The organism is Shimia sp. R9_2 (assembly GCF_017743735.1).
In the GTDB taxonomy this organism is placed as follows: domain Bacteria; phylum Pseudomonadota; class Alphaproteobacteria; order Rhodobacterales; family Rhodobacteraceae; genus Shimia.
Genome location: NZ_JAGHRO010000005.1, coordinates 203,201 through 220,243 on the forward strand (window position 1 = coordinate 203,201; position 17,043 = coordinate 220,243).

19 protein-coding genes are annotated in these 17,043 nt (G+C 60.9%); 11 read left to right on the forward strand and 8 right to left on the reverse strand.

The annotated features are described in order from the left end of the window. Window positions 1-53 precede the first annotated feature (53 nt). On the reverse strand, window positions 54-1,055 hold the full coding sequence (locus J7400_RS14115; protein WP_209064380.1) for a TraB/GumN family protein: 1,002 nt from the start codon (window positions 1,053-1,055) through the stop codon (window positions 54-56). 116 nt (window positions 1,056-1,171) lie between these two features. On the opposite strand from J7400_RS14115, the gene J7400_RS14120 reads away from it, so the two are divergent. Continuing rightward, window positions 1,172-1,831 (forward strand): DUF2161 family putative PD-(D/E)XK-type phosphodiesterase, encoded by a 660-nt coding sequence (locus J7400_RS14120; RefSeq protein ID WP_209064382.1) that lies wholly within the window; start codon window positions 1,172-1,174, stop codon window positions 1,829-1,831. Window positions 1,832-1,955: 124 nt separating this feature from the next. Further along, window positions 1,956-2,480 (forward strand): GrpB family protein, encoded by a 525-nt coding sequence (locus J7400_RS14125; RefSeq protein WP_209064384.1) that lies wholly within the window; start codon window positions 1,956-1,958, stop codon window positions 2,478-2,480. A gap of 259 nt (window positions 2,481-2,739) precedes the next feature. On the opposite strand, the gene J7400_RS14130 is transcribed toward J7400_RS14125, so the two are convergent. Beyond that, on the reverse strand, window positions 2,740-3,321 hold the full coding sequence (locus tag J7400_RS14130; protein WP_209064386.1) for an NAD(P)H-dependent oxidoreductase: 582 nt from the start codon (window positions 3,319-3,321) through the stop codon (window positions 2,740-2,742). 159 nt (window positions 3,322-3,480) lie between these two features. Between J7400_RS14130 and J7400_RS14135 the strand changes: the two genes are divergently transcribed. Then, window positions 3,481-3,885 (forward strand): hypothetical protein, encoded by a 405-nt coding sequence (locus tag J7400_RS14135; RefSeq protein WP_209064388.1) that lies wholly within the window; start codon window positions 3,481-3,483, stop codon window positions 3,883-3,885. A gap of 60 nt (window positions 3,886-3,945) precedes the next feature. Next, window positions 3,946-4,308 carry a hypothetical protein gene (locus J7400_RS14140; protein WP_209064390.1) on the forward strand — a complete coding sequence of 121 codons (363 nt, stop codon included), beginning with the start codon at window positions 3,946-3,948 and terminating at the stop codon, window positions 4,306-4,308. Window positions 4,309-4,622: 314 nt separating this feature from the next. On the opposite strand, the gene groL is transcribed toward J7400_RS14140, so the two are convergent. Together groL and J7400_RS14150 are read right to left on the reverse strand one after the other, a co-directional pair. After that, window positions 4,623-6,260: a chaperonin GroEL gene (groL, locus tag J7400_RS14145; protein WP_209064392.1), complete on the reverse strand. Its 1,638-nt coding sequence runs from the start codon at window positions 6,258-6,260 to the stop codon at window positions 4,623-4,625. 38 nt (window positions 6,261-6,298) lie between these two features. Further along, window positions 6,299-6,586, reverse strand: a complete 288-nt coding sequence (locus J7400_RS14150) for a co-chaperone GroES (protein WP_209064394.1) — start codon at window positions 6,584-6,586, stop codon at window positions 6,299-6,301. A 242-nt stretch (window positions 6,587-6,828) separates the two neighbouring features. Here J7400_RS14150 and J7400_RS14155 point away from each other — a divergent pair, with 242 nt between their 5' ends. From J7400_RS14155 to J7400_RS14175, 5 genes are all read left to right on the forward strand, one after another. Further along, window positions 6,829-8,328, forward strand: a complete 1,500-nt coding sequence (locus J7400_RS14155; RefSeq protein WP_209064396.1) for a malonyl-CoA synthase — start codon at window positions 6,829-6,831, stop codon at window positions 8,326-8,328. Window positions 8,329-8,331: 3 nt separating this feature from the next. Continuing rightward, window positions 8,332-9,216: an alpha/beta hydrolase gene (locus J7400_RS14160; protein ID WP_209064398.1), complete on the forward strand. Its 885-nt coding sequence runs from the start codon at window positions 8,332-8,334 to the stop codon at window positions 9,214-9,216. Window positions 9,217-9,449: 233 nt separating this feature from the next. Next, window positions 9,450-10,538 (forward strand): ribosome small subunit-dependent GTPase A, encoded by a 1,089-nt coding sequence (gene rsgA / locus J7400_RS14165; RefSeq protein WP_209064400.1) that lies wholly within the window; start codon window positions 9,450-9,452, stop codon window positions 10,536-10,538. A gap of 139 nt (window positions 10,539-10,677) precedes the next feature. Continuing rightward, window positions 10,678-11,244: a hypothetical protein gene (locus J7400_RS14170; protein WP_209064402.1), complete on the forward strand. Its 567-nt coding sequence runs from the start codon at window positions 10,678-10,680 to the stop codon at window positions 11,242-11,244. 185 nt (window positions 11,245-11,429) lie between these two features. Beyond that, window positions 11,430-12,281, forward strand: a complete 852-nt coding sequence (locus J7400_RS14175; RefSeq protein ID WP_209064404.1) for a DMT family transporter — start codon at window positions 11,430-11,432, stop codon at window positions 12,279-12,281. 39 nt (window positions 12,282-12,320) lie between these two features. Here the strand turns inward: J7400_RS14175 and J7400_RS14180 are convergent, their stop codons facing one another. Then, window positions 12,321-12,776 (reverse strand): NUDIX hydrolase, encoded by a 456-nt coding sequence (locus tag J7400_RS14180; protein WP_209064406.1) that lies wholly within the window; start codon window positions 12,774-12,776, stop codon window positions 12,321-12,323. Between the two features lie 111 nt (window positions 12,777-12,887). Between J7400_RS14180 and J7400_RS14185 the strand changes: the two genes are divergently transcribed. After that, entirely contained in the window at window positions 12,888-13,673 is a 786-nt protein-coding gene (locus J7400_RS14185; RefSeq protein WP_247738819.1) for an alpha/beta fold hydrolase, read from the forward strand. Then, window positions 13,666-14,823, forward strand: a complete 1,158-nt coding sequence (locus J7400_RS14190; RefSeq protein ID WP_209064408.1) for an alpha-D-ribose 1-methylphosphonate 5-triphosphate diphosphatase — start codon at window positions 13,666-13,668, stop codon at window positions 14,821-14,823. The genes J7400_RS14185 and J7400_RS14190 overlap by 8 nt, the downstream gene beginning before the upstream one ends. Window positions 14,824-14,937: 114 nt before the next feature. Here J7400_RS14190 and J7400_RS14195 read toward each other — a convergent pair whose 3' ends face one another. The 3 genes from J7400_RS14195 to J7400_RS14205 all read right to left on the reverse strand — a co-directional run bounded on the left by J7400_RS14195 (window position 14,938) and on the right by J7400_RS14205 (window position 16,889). Continuing rightward, entirely contained in the window at window positions 14,938-16,017 is a 1,080-nt protein-coding gene (locus tag J7400_RS14195; protein WP_209064410.1) for a 5-(carboxyamino)imidazole ribonucleotide synthase, read from the reverse strand. Then, window positions 16,010-16,501, reverse strand: a complete 492-nt coding sequence (gene purE / locus J7400_RS14200) for a 5-(carboxyamino)imidazole ribonucleotide mutase (RefSeq protein WP_209064412.1) — start codon at window positions 16,499-16,501, stop codon at window positions 16,010-16,012. The genes J7400_RS14195 and purE overlap by 8 nt, the downstream gene beginning before the upstream one ends. Window positions 16,502-16,748: 247 nt before the next feature. Next, window positions 16,749-16,889, reverse strand: a complete 141-nt coding sequence (locus tag J7400_RS14205; RefSeq protein WP_209064415.1) for a hypothetical protein — start codon at window positions 16,887-16,889, stop codon at window positions 16,749-16,751. Window positions 16,890-17,043: the final 154 nt, after the last annotated feature.

Consider the following 17,043-nt stretch of genomic DNA (forward strand, 5'->3'; position numbering starts at 1 on the left):
AGAAGGGCGCGCGCGCTTTGTCACGGGGGCAGGCGCCGGGGCGGCGATTTGGCCTAGAGCGGCAGGCGGGTCACGGTGAAGCCTGCCGCCTCAAGCTGGGCCAGAACGCCGTGATCTCCGGGCAGATGCAGCGCGCCAAAGGCGACAAGCGAAGGGGTCTTGGCCAGCGCGGGGGCTAGGGTCGCAACCCAAGCGGTGTTGCGGGTTTTGATCAGGTCTTCTTCGACCTGCTGCAGCAGGGTGGCGATGCGCTCTGCGTCGGCATCTCCCTGCGCTGCCTGCAGCATATCCGCACGGTTGAGTTCCCAGATAAGCTGAATGGTTTCAGAGAGATACATGTCGATCACCGTGGGGATCATATTAGCCCCCGAAAGATCAGTGCCCAGATCGAGGCTCCAGCGCAGATCATCGACCTGTTGCTCGATCGGGTCACCTGCCAGCAGCCCGATCAGGCTCTCGGTGTTGTCCAGAGAATGCCGGGGCAGATCACGCGCTTGAGCAAGGGCTTCGATTTGCAGATCCAGTCCCTTTTTGCCTGATTTAACAACATCAAAGGCACAGGGTGGCACCATCAGCGTCATGCCCAAAAACCAAGGCTGATATCGCGCGGCCAAGAAGGGCGGCATGCCACGGGCCTTCAGTTGATCAGAGACTTTGGCCCAGTTCTTATCTCCGAGACGGTCGATGAGCGAGGGGCCGGACTGGATCAGAAAGAGCTCCGGATTTTGGGTCAGATGGCGCTGAAAGCCGAGCTGTGCCTCCGATGTCATCTCCATAAAGAGCTGCTGGGGCGGTGGCGTGAGGCTGCGCAGGCGCTCTACGGTGGCGGCGTGCTCGGGCAGGTGCAGATGGAAGGTTCCGATGATGTGGGAGACAACCCCGTCTTTCTCTACCTGCCAGAGCAGCCCTTCGGAGAAGGGCGCCTGCGATGCGGCCTCAAGCATCGCGGCGCGTTCCGCCAAGGGGCGCTGTTCAAACTGGTTTGGGCCTTCGCAATTGGCCATGGCCGCCCCGGAAAAACCGAGCAGAAACAAGATCGTCGAGAACATGCGCATCAGAAACCTCATAGGAATTGGCGCCAAATTAGCAGGTTGCCTCCTGCACTCAAGGGCGCGCGCACCGGCTGGCAAAGCGTGGTGGGCATTTGCCCAAATTGCCGCTACCAAGAGGTATGAGCAAGATCGCCGAAACAGAGCTTTATGCCCCGATCAAAGCCTGGCTGGAGGCGCGGGGATTTGAGGTGAAAGCCGAAGTGGGCGCGGCGGATGTGGTGGCGATGCGGGCAGGGGAAGAGCCTGTCATCATAGAGTTAAAGACTGGTTTCTCCCTCGCGTTGCTGCAACAGGCGGTGGCGCGTCAGGCGGTGACGGATGCGGTCTATGTGGCGGTGCCGCGCTGGAAGGGGCGGGCCGGATGGAAAGCGTTTTCCGGCAATATTGGCCTGTGCAAACGGCTCGGCGTCGGGGTGCTTTCGGTGCGGCTCAAGGATGGGGCGGTGGAGGCGCATTGTGATCCGGTGCCGTTTCAGCCGAGAAAATCCAAGGCACGTAAAGCCAAGCTATTAAAGGCGTTTTCGCGCCTTGAGGGAGATCCAAATGTGGGCGGGACGCGCGGTGCTACGGTGACGGTTTACCGTCAGGATGCGGAAAAATGCGCGATATATCTCAATGAAAACGGCGCGAGCCGGGGGCGGGATGTTGCCGGTGGCACGGGTGTGGAGAACGCGACAACCTTGATGCGGGACAACCACTATGGCTGGTTTGAGAAGGTCGAAAAAGGCGTTTACATGCTCAGCGAATCCGGCGTCGCGGCGCTTGCAGATGCGGGTTAAGCGTTGCGCCGGGACGGTGCATTAATCCGCAAAACTGGCCCTGTTGGCACGTCGGTATCGCGTCGGTATTACGGCTGTTTCGCGGAGGTGGAATTTTTTGGACTTGAAAGGTTAATGCAGCGGCATGGTTTTGGTTGTGGAACATGATCCCGCATGGGCGGCGGGCTTTGCGAAAGAGGCGGCCGCGATCCACGCGGCACTGGGCGCAGAGGCGATCGAGTTGCATCACATTGGCAGTACCTCTGTGCCCGGACTGGTGGCCAAGCCTATCCTAGATCTGCTTGGTGAGGTAGCGGATCTGGCGGCGGTGGATGCGGCCAAGGCGCAGTTTGAAGCGCTGGGCTATGAGGTGATGGGAGAGCTCGGCATCCCGGGACGGCGGTATTTTCGCAAGATGGACGCTGCGGGGCAGCGCAGCCATCACCTGCATGTGTTTGAAAGAGGCTCTGCGCATGTGGCACGCCATCTGGCATTTCGCGACTACCTGCGCGCGCATCCCAAGGTGGCGGCGGACTATGGCGCGTTGAAGCGCGAGCTGATTGCCGAGGGTCGCGGCGATTGGGAGGCGTATATTGACGGCAAAGACGCCTTTGTGCAGCGGGTTGAGGCGGAGGCCTTGGCTTGGGCGCGGGGGCGGGATCAGAGCTGAGCGCAGTTTTCTAAGGCATAGGAGGATCGGGAGGGCCGCGCCTGAGCCTGGGTGGGCGCGGAGGAGCGGTGATGCATGGCAGTTTATCTGACCAAGAGACTCTGCCGTTTTGAGGATGAAGACCTTCGCAAATGCGCCCTCCCATGGGGAGGGTCGGGCGCGGCCCGGATTGGTCATCCGGGCTTTGATGCGTTTTCCAAACCAGCATCGTCCAACAAATCTGCAACGCCTGACGCTGGTCGGCCTTTCTGCGTCAGACTTAACACGGCGGCTCCAAGGTGAGGCCGGTCTGGTAGCTGCGCTTAAGGAGAGCGGCGCGGCGGGGGGCGGAGCCGGTGGCGCCGTTCAGAAGTTCGATCTTGCGCGGGGAGAGGCCGAAGTAGCCAAAGGTGCCTTTGCTCCAGAGGGTGTTAAGCGCCGCCGTATAGCCTTCCTCTTCCATCTCATCTGAGCGCGCGCCTGCGGGGATGAGCAACACGCCGGTGCGGGGTTTCAGCAGGCTTTGTTCGGGATCATCAAGCTGATCATAGGCCCAGCCCCAACTAAAAACACGGTCCATCCAGCCTTTCATCATCGACGGCATGCCCCACCAGAACAGCGGGAAGACAAGGCAGATCGCGTCACACCGCTCAATGCGTTCTTGTTCGCGCCGCACGTCGGGCGGGGGCGTGTCTGTACTCTCGATATCAGCCATGGACCAGAGCGGGGAGAACCCCTCTGCGTTGAGATCGGCCAGCTCGGTGCTATGGCCCGCCGCCTGCGCGCCACGCATGAATTCGGCGGCAACCGCGTGGCTGAAAGAGGCTGGGTTGGGGTGGTCGATCACCGTGAGAACATGCATGTCGTCTGATCCGGTTTGGCTGTGTTCTCAGAGAGATAGGGGAGGGGGGTGTGGATTGCGAGGGGGCGGCGTGTGGATGGAGAACGTCGTGATTTCCACCATGGATTGTTGCGGGCGTTTTGTTACCTTCGGAATGTGGGTGCAATTGGGAGACAATCTATGAGCGACGGTCACAAGTGGTCATTTTCTGGCGGAGTTTTGGCGACTGGCCTTTGCGCGCTCGTTGGGACCGCCGTTTCAGCACAGGATGTCGCGGTGAGCGAAGGGTTGAACACCGGGCCTTTGACATCTTCGGAGCAGTATCTGGACGAGATCGTGGATTTTGGTGCGTTGGGGCAGTCGCAATATCGCGGGAAACGGTTTCCTGTTCATCTCAGGCATGGCGCTTTGAAAATTGGTAGCGTTTTTAAAGGCCAGTACCTTTCTGCGCACACAACCGGGAATATTGCGGACAGCGGGCCAGTTATTGACCGCTTTGGAGATGGCAAAACGCTTTTCTTAGAAATGATCCCTGAGGGTCTCACCTATGGCAAGCGGGAGAAATACACGAGAACCGTTGGCTAAGGGGCGCAAGCAAAAAAGACTGCGACTGTCGAAACCGTGCTCGGGCACAGGCCGCTGGCAGTGGTGTTTCCCCGGCCCCAATATGCCTTTGGTATTGAGGTGAAACGTCTGTTTCGCATGGAGCAGCATGATGGGGCGGGCAAAAATGATCGACACATTCGCGTGAAAGCCTTTGGTGCAAACGGAGACCTCGTGGCGGAGCGGCGGATCATGGTTGCAGACGTATTTTCCGCAAGCTTTGTGCGTTGCCAGTATTCCCAAGATGTCACGGCGCTGCAAATCACCTCGAATGTAGACGGTGGCATCGCGCTGTCCAAACTGAGTTTTGATACCTCGCCAGAGCCGCCTGAGACCACGCGGAAAGCGCAAGCTGATTTGCCGGAGGGCTTTGAATTTATGCCGTGCAACTCGCCGATGGGTTAGGGTCGCTAAAACAGTCCAGAATGGCCCGGAACAAGGGCGCAGCCCGCCGGGCCAGCGCCCGACCGCCCCTCTGGGCGGGCGCTTTTTGCGCGGTTTTGGGAGATTGCGGGCAAAGAGGTCTTTGGCAGAGATAAAGTGGCGGCTTTGTACGTCTGAGCGCCCACCCGCGGTCGGGCGCTGGCCCTTGCAGCACCTAAAGAAAAAGGGCCGCCCGAAGGCGACCCTTTCGTATTTGTCTGGCGGAGGCTTTCGTGACCTTGGCCCTTGCGGGGCCAAGGCACTGTCGCCATCACAATCCCTGACGGGAGTTGTGATTACATCATGCCGCCCATGCCGCCCATGTCAGGCATTGCAGGTGCGCCTGCGCCTTCTTTGGCTGGCTTGTCTGCAACCATCGCTTCGGTGGTGATCAGCAGGCCTGCAACGGAGGCCGCGTCTTCCAGAGCGGTGCGGGTCACTTTGGCTGGGTCGATCACACCGAAGGAGAACATGTCGCCATATTCTTCGGTCTGTGCGTTGAAGCCGAAGGAGGTGTCGTCGCTCTCGCGGATTTTGCCCGCCACAACAGCACCGTCGACACCGGAGTTCTCTGCGATCTGACGCAGAGGTGCTTCGATGGCTTTGCGCACGATGTTGATGCCTGCGTTCTGGTCAGCGTTTGCGCCTTCCAGACCTTCCAGTGCTTTACCGGCCTGAACCAGAGCAACACCACCGCCGACGATCACGCCTTCCTGCACAGCTGCGCGGGTTGCGTTCAGAGCATCGTCCACACGGTCTTTGCGCTCTTTCACTTCCACTTCGGTCATGCCGCCAACGCGGATCACAGCAACACCGCCTGCCAGTTTGGCAACGCGCTCTTGCAGCTTCTCACGGTCGTAGTCGGAAGAGGTTTCTTCGATCTGAGTGCGGATCTGAGCCACGCGTGCTTCGATCTCTGCTTTCTCGCCTGCACCGTCAACGATGGTGGTTTCGTCTTTGGTGATCTCGATTTTCTTGGCGGTGCCGAGCATGTCCATGGTGACGTTCTCGAGCTTCATGCCCAGATCTTCGGAGATAACCTGACCACCGGTCAGGATTGCGATGTCCTGCAGCATGGCTTTGCGGCGGTCGCCGAAACCAGGTGCTTTCACAGCAGCAATTTTCAGGCCGCCGCGCAGTTTGTTCACAACCAGAGTTGCCAGCGCTTCGCCTTCCACGTCTTCCGCGATGATCAGAAGAGGCTTCTGGGACTGGATCACCTGCTCGAGCAGTGGAACCATTGGCTGCAGGGAAGACAGTTTCTTCTCGTGCAGCAGCACCATGCAGTCGTCCAGATCAGCGATCATTTTGTCTGCGTTGGTCACGAAGTAAGGGGAGAGGTAGCCGCGGTCGAACTGCATGCCCTCAACAACATCGGTCTCGGTTTCCAGACCTTTGTTTTCCTCAACGGTGATCACGCCCTCGTTGCCAACTTTCTGCATCGCGTCTGCGATCTGCTGGCCGATTTCGGCTTCGCCGTTTGCGGAGATGGTGCCAACCTGAGCAACTTCTGCGGAGTCAGCAACTTCGCGGGATGCGGATTTGATGCCTTCAACCACTTTCGCAGTTGCCAGGTCGATGCCGCGCTTCAGGTCCATTGGGTTCAGACCAGCAGCAACCTGCTTGAGGCCTTCACGCACGATGGCTTGGGCCAGAACGGTCGCGGTGGTGGTGCCGTCGCCGGCTTCGTCGTTGGTGCGGGAAGCAACTTCCTTCACCATCTGTGCGCCCATGTTCTCGAACTTGTCTTCCAGCTCGATCTCTTTGGCCACAGATACACCGTCTTTGGTGATGCGTGGTGCGCCGAAGGATTTTTCCAGAACAACGTTACGGCCTTTTGGGCCGAGGGTCACTTTGACTGCGTCTGCGAGAACGTTCACGCCGCGCAGCATTGCATTGCGGGCATCGGTGTCGAATTTGACGTCTTTTGCCATTTTATAGGCTCCTAAATTCGTAAATTGCGGTCAGACGATCAGGCAATGATGCCCATGATGTCGGATTCTTTCATGATCAGCAGCTCTTCACCGTCAACGGTGACTTCGGTGCCGGACCATTTGCCAAACAGGACTTTGTCGCCCGCTTTCACGTCGAGCTCGACGCGTGCGCCTTTGTCGTCACGTGCGCCTGCGCCCACGGATACAACTTCGCCTTCAGCTGGTTTTTCTTTGGCGCTGTCTGGAATGATCAGACCGCCTGCGGTTTTCTCGTCGCTTTCAACGCGGCGAACGAGCACGCGGTCATGCAGAGGTGTAAAAGCCATGACTAGGTTTCCCTAATTAAAGTGTCTCCCTGACTCCTCAGCGGAGCCGTTATCACTCCCTAATGGCGAGTGCTAACGGCGAAAGAGGTAGGGGGCGAATGCGGGGGAGTCAACGGCTGTTTCAGAAGTTTCTTGTTTTGGGCGGAAATTGGGGGCGCAGGCTTTGTTTTATGGTTCTTGAAAATCCTGTCGGGATGCCCAAAGGTCGGCCCGCAAGCCAAACCGACGAAGGATGATCCGGCGTGACCAACACACTTTATGACGCATTGATTGCGCCTCATGCGCAGAATTCGGCTGTTTTTCTGGAGTGCGATGATGGGGTTTCGCTGACCTATCAGGATTTTGTCGCACGCGCGGCGCAGATGGCGCGGGTGTTGGCAGAGGCCGGAGTGGCGCCCGGTGAGCGGGTGGTGGTGCAGGGGCCAAAGACGCGCGATGCGCTGGCGCTTTATGGTGGGGCGCTGCAGGCGGGGGCGGTCTATCTGCCGCTCAACACCGCCTATACGCAGGAAGAGGTGCGATACTTCTGCGAAGACGCGACGCCCAAGCTGATTGTCTGTGATGCCAAGGATGCGGCGCAGATCGGGGAGATTGCGGCAGATGTGGGTGCGCAGGTGCTGACCCTGACCGCAGAGGGCGGGAGCCTGAGCGCGGCAGCGGATGCGCAGCCTGCAGAGTTTGAGACCGTGGAGCGCGGGCCAGAAGACCTTGCCGGCTTGCTTTACACATCAGGTACCACCGGACGCTCCAAAGGCGCGATGATGTCGCATAAAAACCTGCTGTCCAATGCGCAGTCGCTGACCGATCTTTGGCAGATTACAGCGGGCGACAGGTTGGTTCATGCTTTGCCGATTTTCCACACCCATGGGCTTTTTGTGGCGATGAACACCTCGCTGCTGGCTGGCGCGCGGGTGCGGTTGATGGGGCAGTTTGATCTGGAGATGATCCTGAGCGCCTTGCCGCAATCCACGCTGATGATGGGTGTGCCGACGTTTTACACGCGGCTTCTGGGCGATGCGCGGTTTGACAAAGCCCTCTGTGCCAACATGCGGCTGTTTATTTCCGGCTCGGCACCTTTGCTGGCAGAGACCCATCAGGCCTTTGAGGCGCGCAGCGGGCACCGCATTCTGGAGCGCTACGGCATGACGGAGACCAATATGATCACCTCAAACCCCTATGATGGTGCGCGGGTGGCGGGCACCGTGGGCTATGCGCTGCCGGGCACGGAGGTGAAGATCACTGATCCTGAGAGCGGGGAGACTTTGCCGCATGGGGAGATCGGCATGATCGAGGTGCGTGGGGACAATGTGTTTCAGGGCTATTGGCAGATGCCGGAAAAGACTGCTGAGGAGCTGCGCGAGGATGGGTTTTTTATCACCGGTGATCTGGCGGTGATGGAGCCGGATGGGCGGGTCACCATTGTGGGGCGGGCGAAAGATCTCATTATCTCAGGGGGATATAATATCTACCCCAAGGAGGTTGAAGATGTGCTCAACGATCTGGAAGGCGTGTCGGAAAGCGCGGTTTATGGCGTGCCGCATGCGGATTTTGGCGAGAGCGTGATCGCGGCTTTGGTGGCGCTGCCCGGTGCGGAGCTGGATGTGGAGGCGATCAAGGCAGAGGTGGACAAACGGCTGGCGCGGTTCAAACATCCGCGGGTGTATCAGATCATGGAGGCCTTGCCGCGCAACACCATGGGCAAGGTGCAGAAGAACGTGCTGCGGCAAGAGCACAAGGGGTAGAAGATGCAGATCACGGCAAATGGCATCCAGATTGAGGTGGAAGATCACGGGCCGCGCGAAGGTGTGCCTTTGGTGCTTATTCGCGGGTTGGGGTCGCAGCTGATCCATTGGCCCGCAGAATTTGTGCAGGGTCTGGCCGACGCGGGGTTTCGCGTGGTGGTGTTTGACAACCGCGATGTGGGGCTGTCGCAGCGTTGCCCCAAAGACGGCGTGCCCAGTCAGGCGGACGCGATCACGGCGCAGGCTTTGGCGGAGGGCGCGGTGCCTGCGGCCTATCGTCTGAATGACATGGCGGCGGACACGATTGGCGTGATGGATGCGCTGGGCATCGAGACAGCACATGTGTTTGGCATGTCCATGGGCGGAGCGATTGTGCAGCTCTTATGCATGGATCACGCCGCGCGTTTGCTCAGCGGCACCATCGTGATGGCCACGGCACGCCCGTTTGCGGAGCGCGGCGGCAATGCGGAGTGGCTGGCAACGCTGTTGGCGCATCCGGTGGCGCGGGAGGATTTCATTGCCAATGCGCTGCGGGAATATGAGTTCTGGGGCAGCCCGGCTTATCCGATGACAGAAGCAGAGCTGACGGCGCAGGCGGGGCTGGCCTATGACCGGGGCTTTGATCCAGAAGGTGTGAACCGGCAGGTGCTGGCGGTGATTGCCTCCACCGACCGGCGGCATGATCTGACCCAAGTGATGGTGCCCTGTCAGGTGATTCACGGGGAAAACGACACGTTGATCCCGCCCGAGGCTGGGGCGGAGATCGCCGGGTTGATCCCGGGATGTGACTACCATGCGATCGACGGCATGGGGCATGTGATCACGCCGAAGCAGGCGCCCATGCTGGTGGCGATGATGCAGGATTTTGTGGCGCGTCACGCGGGCTGAATAATTGACGCGCGCTGGCCTTGGGCGTAGAGCTAGGGCAACTCAGATGGAGGTTTTATGGCCCGGTACCAGGATGCCTGAACATGGCGGGTGGCAGAGCGCCCACCCGATGCACCAACAGATCAGCGACCCAAGCGCTTTGGCGCGGGGCTGAGCGTTTGTGCCCCCACAATTTTCTGTTACCTTTCGGCCAGATGCGCAGCGTGTGGCTGATCCATGAGAGTTCATGACCAATGACACGGGACTATTCCCAATTTTTGCCCAGCAGTGGCACCCCTTCTGACACCCCCAAGCGCGCGCCGCTGGATATTCTCGGCTGGCAGTCTTTCTTTGCCCAGCAGACCGATCTTGATGCTCTGGAGGCCTCTCCGCCGGTGCGGGTGGTGGAAGTGCATCGCAACGGATTGCGTGTGCGCGGCGACGGTATTGAGGCGCTGATCCCGCCGGGGCCTGAGGCCACGGTTGGCGACTGGCTTTTGTTTAATGCGGAGCTGCCGAGCCACAGTGAAGTTTTGGCGCGCAAGAGCCTGTTTAAGCGCCGCGCCGCCGGACACGATCGCAGCATTCAGATGATTGCGGCCAATGTGGACACGGCCTTTGTGGTGACCAGCTGCAACAATGATTTCAACGTGGCGCGGCTGGAGCGGTTTCTGGCGCTGGCCTTTGAGGCGGATGTGACGCCGGTGATTGTGCTGACCAAGGCGGATCTGTGCGAGGATACGGCGCCCTTTGTGGAAGAGGCGCAGCGGATTTCGGACCGGGTGCCGGTGGTGTTGCTGAATGCCAAAAGCGAAGAACCTGCCGCAAAGCTCGCCGATTGGTGCGCGCCGGGGCAGACCATTGCGTTCCTTGGCACTTCCGGTGTGGGGAAATCCACGCTGGTCAATGCGCTCTTTGGCAGTGAGCAGGCCGAGACCGGGGCGATCCGCGAAGATGACAGCCGCGGGCGGCACACCACCACGGCGCGGCAGTTGCATTTCACGGAGTCGGGTCTGGCCATTCTGGACACGCCGGGGATGCGCGAGTTGCAGCTTGCGGAGGCAGGTGACGGCTTGGCGGATCTGTTTGCCGATGTGGTCGAGCTGGCCACACAGTGCAAATTCCGCGATTGCGCGCACGAAAGCGAGCCGGGATGCGCCGTGCGTGCGGCGATTGCGGCGGGCACGCTGGATGCGGATCGGCTGGAGCGGTGGCGCAAGCTGGAGGCAGAGGAGCGGCACAACACCGCCTCGCTGGCGGAGCGGCGCGCCTATGACAAAAACTTCGGCAAGATGATCAAAACCGTCACCAAAGCCCATAAAGGGCGAAAGGGGCGCAAGTAGCCGGAGTTTTCTCCCCAAAACAGAGGCGTTCGGAGTGATCCGGGCGCCTTTTGTCTGCGTATCTTTCTCAAACCGGCCGGAAAAACTCTGAATTCTGGGCGGGGGGTGGACCTAAAGCGCGCAAGGGAGGGCGACAACCATGCATTTCAGAATGCCGATCCGGGAACGCTCTCTGATGTTGTGCCTCACCCTCGCGCTTGCGCTGGGTTGGGGGGCAGCCGCCAAGGCGGAGACCTCTGCCACCGCCGCGCCGGAGGTGGAGAGCCTGCTGGGGCAGCCTCAGGCGCTGGGCTCAGGGCAGTTTCGTTATCTTGGTCTGAAGGTCTATGACGCGCAGATGTTTGCGCCGCAGGGTCAGGGGTTTGACCGGGACGGAAAATATGCGCTGAAGATCGAATATCAGCGCAAGATCCGGCGCAAGATTTTGCTGCGGGCGTCGCTGGAAGAGCTGACACGGATTGAAGGCGAGCAGGCGGATCATGCGGATATCCTGTCCAAGCTGACCAGCTGTTACCGCGATATCCAGCCGGGCGACCGGATTGTGGCGGCCCCCAGAGGTGCGGATGCGTTGCGGTTTTGGGTGAATGGCACCCAGACCTGCACCCTGCAGCATGACAATATTCGGGATCGCTATATGGCGATGTGGATTGGAGATAAGGCGCGCAATCAGGATTTTGCGCGCGACGTGATGGCTGAGCAAAGGTAGCGGGGCTGACAGCTCCCCCCAGCGTGGCGGTGCCGCGTTCCGCTCGATGCGGTATCGCGAAACGTCTCGTTGCCTTGCATTAAGCCCGGCCCCTCTGTTGCTGCTTTGGTCCGGCGGCGACTCTCGGGGCTGCGCGTGGTCGGGATGGCTTGCTCGTCCCGGCCACGCGTGTCACTCAGGGCGGTATGAGACTTTTGCTTCTGACCGCCCTCACGATGACCGCCTTTGCCGCGAACTCTGTTCTGAACCGCGCCGCTGTGGGCGGGCTTGGCATGGATGCCATGAGCTTTGGCGTGATCCGGCTTGTCTCCGGCGCGCTGGCGCTGGCGGCGCTGATTGCCTGGCAGAAGCGTGGCTTTGCCATTGGCGGGGCCGGGCGCGGCATCGCGGTGGCGGGCCTTCTGGCCTATATCTTCGGCTTCTCATTGGCCTATCGCGGCTTAGATGCGGGGCTTGGCGCGCTGATCCTGTTTGGCGTGGTGCAAATCACCATGTTTGGCGGCGCGGTGGTGGCGCGTGAAGAGATGCCGATGACCCGTTGGCTTGGTGCCGGATTGGCGCTGGCGGGGCTGGTCTGGCTGCTTGCGCCGGGTTCAGGTGGCGCCGTGTCGGTGGCCCATGCGGCGGCGATGGCGGCGGCGGGCCTTGGCTGGGGCATCTATTCGCTGCAGGGCCGCAAAGAATCAGATGCGACGCAGGCCACGGCGATGAACTTCATTCTGGCCGCGCCGGTGGCGGTTTTGCTGAGCTGGGCGCTGACTGGCGAAATTGTGATCGGCGGCGCTGCGGCGCTGAGCGGGCAGGGTGTGGCGCTGGCGGTGGTCTCTGGCGTGATCACCTCGGGGCTGGGCTATGCGCTGTGGTATGCGATCCTGCCGGGGCTGGGCGCAAGCCGCGCGGCGGTGGCGCAGCTGACCGTGCCGGTGATCGCCATGGCAGGTGGCATGGCGTTTCTGGCAGAGCCGCTGACTCTGCGGTTTGTCGGCGCGGCGGTGCTGGTGATTGGCGGCGTGCTGGTGTCGATGCGTAAGGCTTAAGCCGCGGCAGGGTGCGCCTGCCTCAGCGGCGCGACTTCCCTAAGGCTTCACGATGGGTTCCAGCGGATCATAAGTGAGACCGGTGCCCCAGGCGACATCTGGCAGGCTATCAGGCTTAAACCGCACCTGGGTTAGCTCTTCAGGTGAGAAAAACCGCCGCTCGGTGACGATGTTCTCCGGATCTTTCCAGTCGCGCGACAGGCTGCCTTCGGTGATGGTGCAGCGGAAATAGATGTCGACCTGATGAAAGCTGCCGCTTGGGTCGTGAAATTCATTGATCAGGCAGGGATCATGCACGGCGACGGTGAGGCCGCATTCCTCCCAGACCTCGCGGGCGAGATTTTCCTTCAGCGAGCTGTGCCGCTCCACGCCGCCGCCGGGCACACACCAGAGATCGCTTTGACCCTCGGGATAGGCATTCACCAGCAGCAGCTTGCCCGCTTGCAGGATAATGGCGCGGGCGGCGAGGCGGGGAGAGGGCGAAGGCGGCGACATGCATAAAGTTCCGTAAGGTTTTTGCTTTTGTAGAGCGGGCGGAGCGCCTATCTCAAGGCCATGAGATATTTGATCCGAAAATGCGCCGTTCTGGCCGCGCTCCTGCCGTTGATGGCCGCGCCTGTGCTGGGCACTGTGCCAACTGAGACCGAGGACGCTATGGCTGACGAATGTGTGGTGATGCTGCATGGGCTGGCCCGTACCAAGAATTCCTTTGTGGTGATGCAGCTGGCGCTTGAGCGGCATGGTTATGAGGTGGTGCGGCAGGGCTATCCCTCCACCAAGGAAGACATCGCGCATCTGGCCTATGGCACCCTGCCTGAGGCGGTGGCGAAATGCGGCGACCGGAAGGTGCATTTTGTGACCCATTCCATGGGCGGCATTCTGCTGCGCCAGTGGTTTGTGAACAATCGGCCTGAAAACCTCGGCCGTGTGGTGATGTTGGGGCCGCCCAACAAGGGCAGCGAAGTGGTGGACGAGCTGCGTGATCTGGCGCCGTTTGAGTGGCTGAATGGTCCGGCGGGGCAGGAGCTGGGCACGGATGGGTTGCCAAGCGATCTGCCGCCGGTGGATTTTGAGCTGGGTGTGATTGCGGGGGACCGCTCGCTGAACCCGTATTTCTCAAGCCTGATCGAGGGGCCGGATGACGGCAAGGTTTCTGTGGCCAGCACCAAGGTGGCGGGCATGAAGGATCATATTGTCCTGCCGGTGACCCATACGTTTATGATGAACAATCCGGTGGTGATCGCGCAGGTGGAGGCCTTCCTTGCAGAAGGCGCTTTTGATCCGGAGCTGGGCTTTGAGGGGGCGGATGCCACTGTGCGGGCCTTGCAGCGGATTGTGGAAGATGACTGCGTGGCCTCTGCCTGTGATGAAGAGGCGCGCCACGATGAGTGATCCGGCGCTGGATCTGGCGCTGGATCTGACGGGCGCGGAGGTGCTTTTGCCGGACGGTTTGGCGCAGGTCACGCTTGGTGTGCGCGACGGGGTTTTGACCGCGCCGGGGCAGGGACGCGCGATTGATTTGAGCGGGTTTCGGATTTTGCCGGGCATTGTGGACCTGCATGGCGACGGTTTTGAACGCCATCTGGCCCCGCGTCGCGGCGCAATGAAGAACCTTGGCGACGGGCTGATGTCGGTGGATGCGGAGCTGGCGGCCAATGGCATCACCACAGCTGTGCTGGCCCAGTTCTGGAGTTGGGAGGGCGGGATGCGCAGCCCCGAGTTTGCGCTGCGCTTTCTGACGGCGCTCGACGCAGCTGAAGGGCTGTTGACCGACATGCGGGTGCAGCTGCGTTTTGAGAGCCATTTGCTGTCTGACTACGCCGCTTTTGAGGCGGCGGTGGATGCGCACGGCGTGCCTTATGTGGTGTTCAATGACCACCTGCCGCATACCGCTTTGGAGAAGGGCAAAAAGCCGCCTCGGCTGACCGGACAGGCGCTCAAGAGCGGGCGTAGTCCGGAAGCGCATCTTGCCTTGCTGAAAGAACTGCACGGCGCGCGGGCCGCGGTGCCAGAGGCGGTGTCCGGACTGGCGGCGCGTTTGGCAGCCAAAGGCGTGCGGCTCGGCAGTCATGATGATGACACGGCAGAGACACGGGCCTTTTGGCGGGCGCGTGGGCTGAGCATCAGTGAGTTTCCGGAAACCCGCGCGGCGGCAGAGGCGGCGCAGGCGGCGGGGGATCCGGTGGTGATGGGCGCGCCCAATGTGGTGCGCGGCGGCAGCCATTCCGGCAATGTGACCGCATCAGAGCTGGTGGCCGAAGGGCTGGTGGATGCGCTGGCCTCTGACTACCACTATCCGGCCCCCAAACAGGCGGTGCTGCGCATGGTTGAGGAAGGCGTCTGTGATCTCGCGACCGGCTGGGCGCTGATTTCGGCGCGGCCGGCAGAGGTGTTAGGGCTGAGTGATCGCGGCACGCTGGAGGCGGGCAAACGCGCGGATCTGATTGTGATGGCGCCGGATGGGCGCATCGGCGCGACGCTGGTGGGCGGGCGCGTGAGCCATATGGCCGGAGATGTGGCGGCGCGGTTTATGGCGGCCTAGGGGAAAAAGAGGGGGGCTTCGCCCCTGCCACCGCAAGCGGTGGCCACCCCAGGATATTTGACGAATGAGAAGGCGGGGCCCCGCGACAGGGCCCTTTGAGTGCGCCTTGAAGCCTTACTTGGCGGTGTCGCGTTTGACGCGGTTGACGTGGCCCATTTTGCGGCCTGCCTTGACCTCAGACTTACCGTAGAGATGCACGGCGGTGTCGCGCTCTTTGAGCAGGGCGGGGAGCTGGTCCATATCGTCGCCGATCAGGTTTTCCATCACCACATCGCTGTGACGCTGGCCGTCGCCCAGAGGCAGGCCGACCACGGCGCGGATGTGTTGTTCAAACTGATCCACCGCGCAGCCGTTTTGGGTCCAGTGGCCGGAGTTGTGCACGCGCGGGGCGATTTCATTGACGATGAGGCCCTCAGAGGTGACAAAAAGCTCCACACCCATGACGCCCACATACTCCAGCGCGTTCAGGATGTTGGCGGCGAGCAGCACCGCATCCATGCGCTGGGCGGCGGTGAGGCGGGCAGGCACGGTGGTCGTGCGCAGGATACCCTCCGCATGCACGTTTTCGCCCGGATCAAAACAGGCGACCTGACCGTCGATGCCGCGCGCGGCAATCACGGAGACTTCGTGGGAGAAATCGACAAAACCTTCCAGCAGCGCGGGGGCGCCGGCCATATCGGCGAGGGCGGCCTCTGCATCGGCAGCGTTTTTCAGGCGGGCCTGACCTTTGCCGTCATAGCCAAAGCGGCGGGTTTTCAGGATCGCGGGTGCGCCGATCTCGGCCACGGCCGCGGCCATGCTTTCGGCGTCGGTGACATCGGCGAAGGGGGCGGTTTTCAGGCCCAGCTCGCGCAGGAATGTCTTTTCTGTCAGGCGGTCCTGGCTGACGCGCAGGGCTTCGCGGCCCGGGCGGATCGGCACATGGGCTTCAAGAATGTCGAGCGCTGAGGTGGGGATGTTTTCAAACTCATAGGTGATGACATCCACAGCCTCGGCAAAGGCGCGCAGGGCCTCGGCATCGTCGTAGCTTTTCTGGAAGTGATAGTTGGCCACGTGGCTGGCAGGGCAATCGCCGCCGGGCTCATAGATGCAGGTTTTATAGCCCAGACGGGAGGCGGCCACAGAGAGCATGCGGCCAAGCTGGCCGCCGCCGAGAATGCCGATGGTGGAACCGAATGGGAGGGGATCAGTCATCTTGGGGTTCATCCGGGATAGAGGCCGAGAGGGCGTCGCGCCATGCATCAAGGCGGGTGGCAAGGTCAGCATCCTGAAGTGCCAGAATGCCTGCGGCCATGAGGCCTGCGTTGGCGGCACCGGCTGCACCAATGGCCATGGTGGCCACGGGGAAACCTTTGGGCATCTGCACGATGGAATAGAGGCTGTCGACACCCGAAAGTGCGCGGGTTTGGACCGGAACACCCACCACAGGCACGCGGGTTTTGGAGGCCATCATGCCGGGCAGATGGGCCGCGCCGCCTGCGCCTGCGATGATCACCTGCAGGCCGCGATTGGCGGCTTCTTTGCCGTAAGACCAGAGGCGATCCGGGGTGCGGTGGGCAGAGACGATCTTTTTCTCGTAGGTGATGCCCAGCTCTTCCAGAATGGTGGCTGCTTCTTTCATCGTGGGCCAATCGGATTGGCTGCCCATAATGATGCCGACTTGAGGTGTGTCCGTCATATGCGCCTCTGACATGAGAATTTGGCGAGCGTTATAGACGGTTTAAGGATTTAAGCAACGGAGCCGATGGGCTTTGCGAAAATGCGCTGATGAGCGCGTATGAAGCGGTGGTTGATTTGCGCATATGCGGGCCTGACATATGCAGAAGCGCAAAGCAGCCCGCAATTTTGGCAAGATGCTTTGCGCATTTTCTGGAGGGTCGTGCGTTTGGGCAAACGGGCAGCGCCGGAAGTGGGCGCCCCGCGCGTTACGCCACTTTTTTGAGCTGCACGCCTTTGCGCTTTGCAATGAATGCGGCGCGGCGCTGGCCACGGGCCCAAGGCATCTGAGGGGCGTCTGCTTTGGATGCGGCAACAACGGATTTGATAAAGCGGCTCTGGGTTTTCATGTCTGCTCTCCTTGGTCTTTCTGGCCTCTGTCGGGCCTATTGTTTCCAACTTGAGATCAGTCTCGTGTCGAATTGAGGCGGAGATGGGGCAGGATTGGTCAGATTTTAGGAAAATGCGGTGACAATTTGGCGGTATTGGTGAAGGCCTTGAAGT

Excerpts from the sequence above, each read along its gene's own strand:
- J7400_RS14115 (WP_209064380.1), bottom strand. The coding sequence starts at position 1,055 with ATGCGCATGTTCTCGACGATCTTGTTTCTGCTCGGTTTTTCCGGGGCG.
- J7400_RS14120 (WP_209064382.1), top strand. The coding sequence starts at position 1,172 with ATGAGCAAGATCGCCGAAACAGAGCTTTATGCCCCGATCAAAGCCTGG.
- J7400_RS14125 (WP_209064384.1), top strand. The coding sequence starts at position 1,956 with ATGGTTTTGGTTGTGGAACATGATCCCGCATGGGCGGCGGGCTTTGCG.
- J7400_RS14130 (WP_209064386.1), bottom strand. The coding sequence starts at position 3,321 with ATGCATGTTCTCACGGTGATCGACCACCCCAACCCAGCCTCTTTCAGC.
- J7400_RS14135 (WP_209064388.1), top strand. The coding sequence starts at position 3,481 with ATGAGCGACGGTCACAAGTGGTCATTTTCTGGCGGAGTTTTGGCGACT.
- groL (WP_209064392.1), bottom strand. The coding sequence starts at position 6,260 with ATGGCAAAAGACGTCAAATTCGACACCGATGCCCGCAATGCAATGCTG.
- J7400_RS14150 (WP_209064394.1), bottom strand. The coding sequence starts at position 6,586 with ATGGCTTTTACACCTCTGCATGACCGCGTGCTCGTTCGCCGCGTTGAA.
- J7400_RS14160 (WP_209064398.1), top strand. The coding sequence starts at position 8,332 with ATGCAGATCACGGCAAATGGCATCCAGATTGAGGTGGAAGATCACGGG.
- rsgA (WP_209064400.1), top strand. The coding sequence starts at position 9,450 with ATGACACGGGACTATTCCCAATTTTTGCCCAGCAGTGGCACCCCTTCT.
- J7400_RS14170 (WP_209064402.1), top strand. The coding sequence starts at position 10,678 with ATGCATTTCAGAATGCCGATCCGGGAACGCTCTCTGATGTTGTGCCTC.
- J7400_RS14175 (WP_209064404.1), top strand. The coding sequence starts at position 11,430 with ATGAGACTTTTGCTTCTGACCGCCCTCACGATGACCGCCTTTGCCGCG.
- J7400_RS14180 (WP_209064406.1), bottom strand. The coding sequence starts at position 12,776 with ATGTCGCCGCCTTCGCCCTCTCCCCGCCTCGCCGCCCGCGCCATTATC.
- J7400_RS14185 (WP_247738819.1), top strand. The coding sequence starts at position 12,888 with ATGGCCGCGCCTGTGCTGGGCACTGTGCCAACTGAGACCGAGGACGCT.
- J7400_RS14190 (WP_209064408.1), top strand. The coding sequence starts at position 13,666 with ATGAGTGATCCGGCGCTGGATCTGGCGCTGGATCTGACGGGCGCGGAG.
- J7400_RS14195 (WP_209064410.1), bottom strand. The coding sequence starts at position 16,017 with ATGACTGATCCCCTCCCATTCGGTTCCACCATCGGCATTCTCGGCGGC.
- purE (WP_209064412.1), bottom strand. The coding sequence starts at position 16,501 with ATGACGGACACACCTCAAGTCGGCATCATTATGGGCAGCCAATCCGAT.
- J7400_RS14205 (WP_209064415.1), bottom strand. The coding sequence starts at position 16,889 with ATGAAAACCCAGAGCCGCTTTATCAAATCCGTTGTTGCCGCATCCAAA.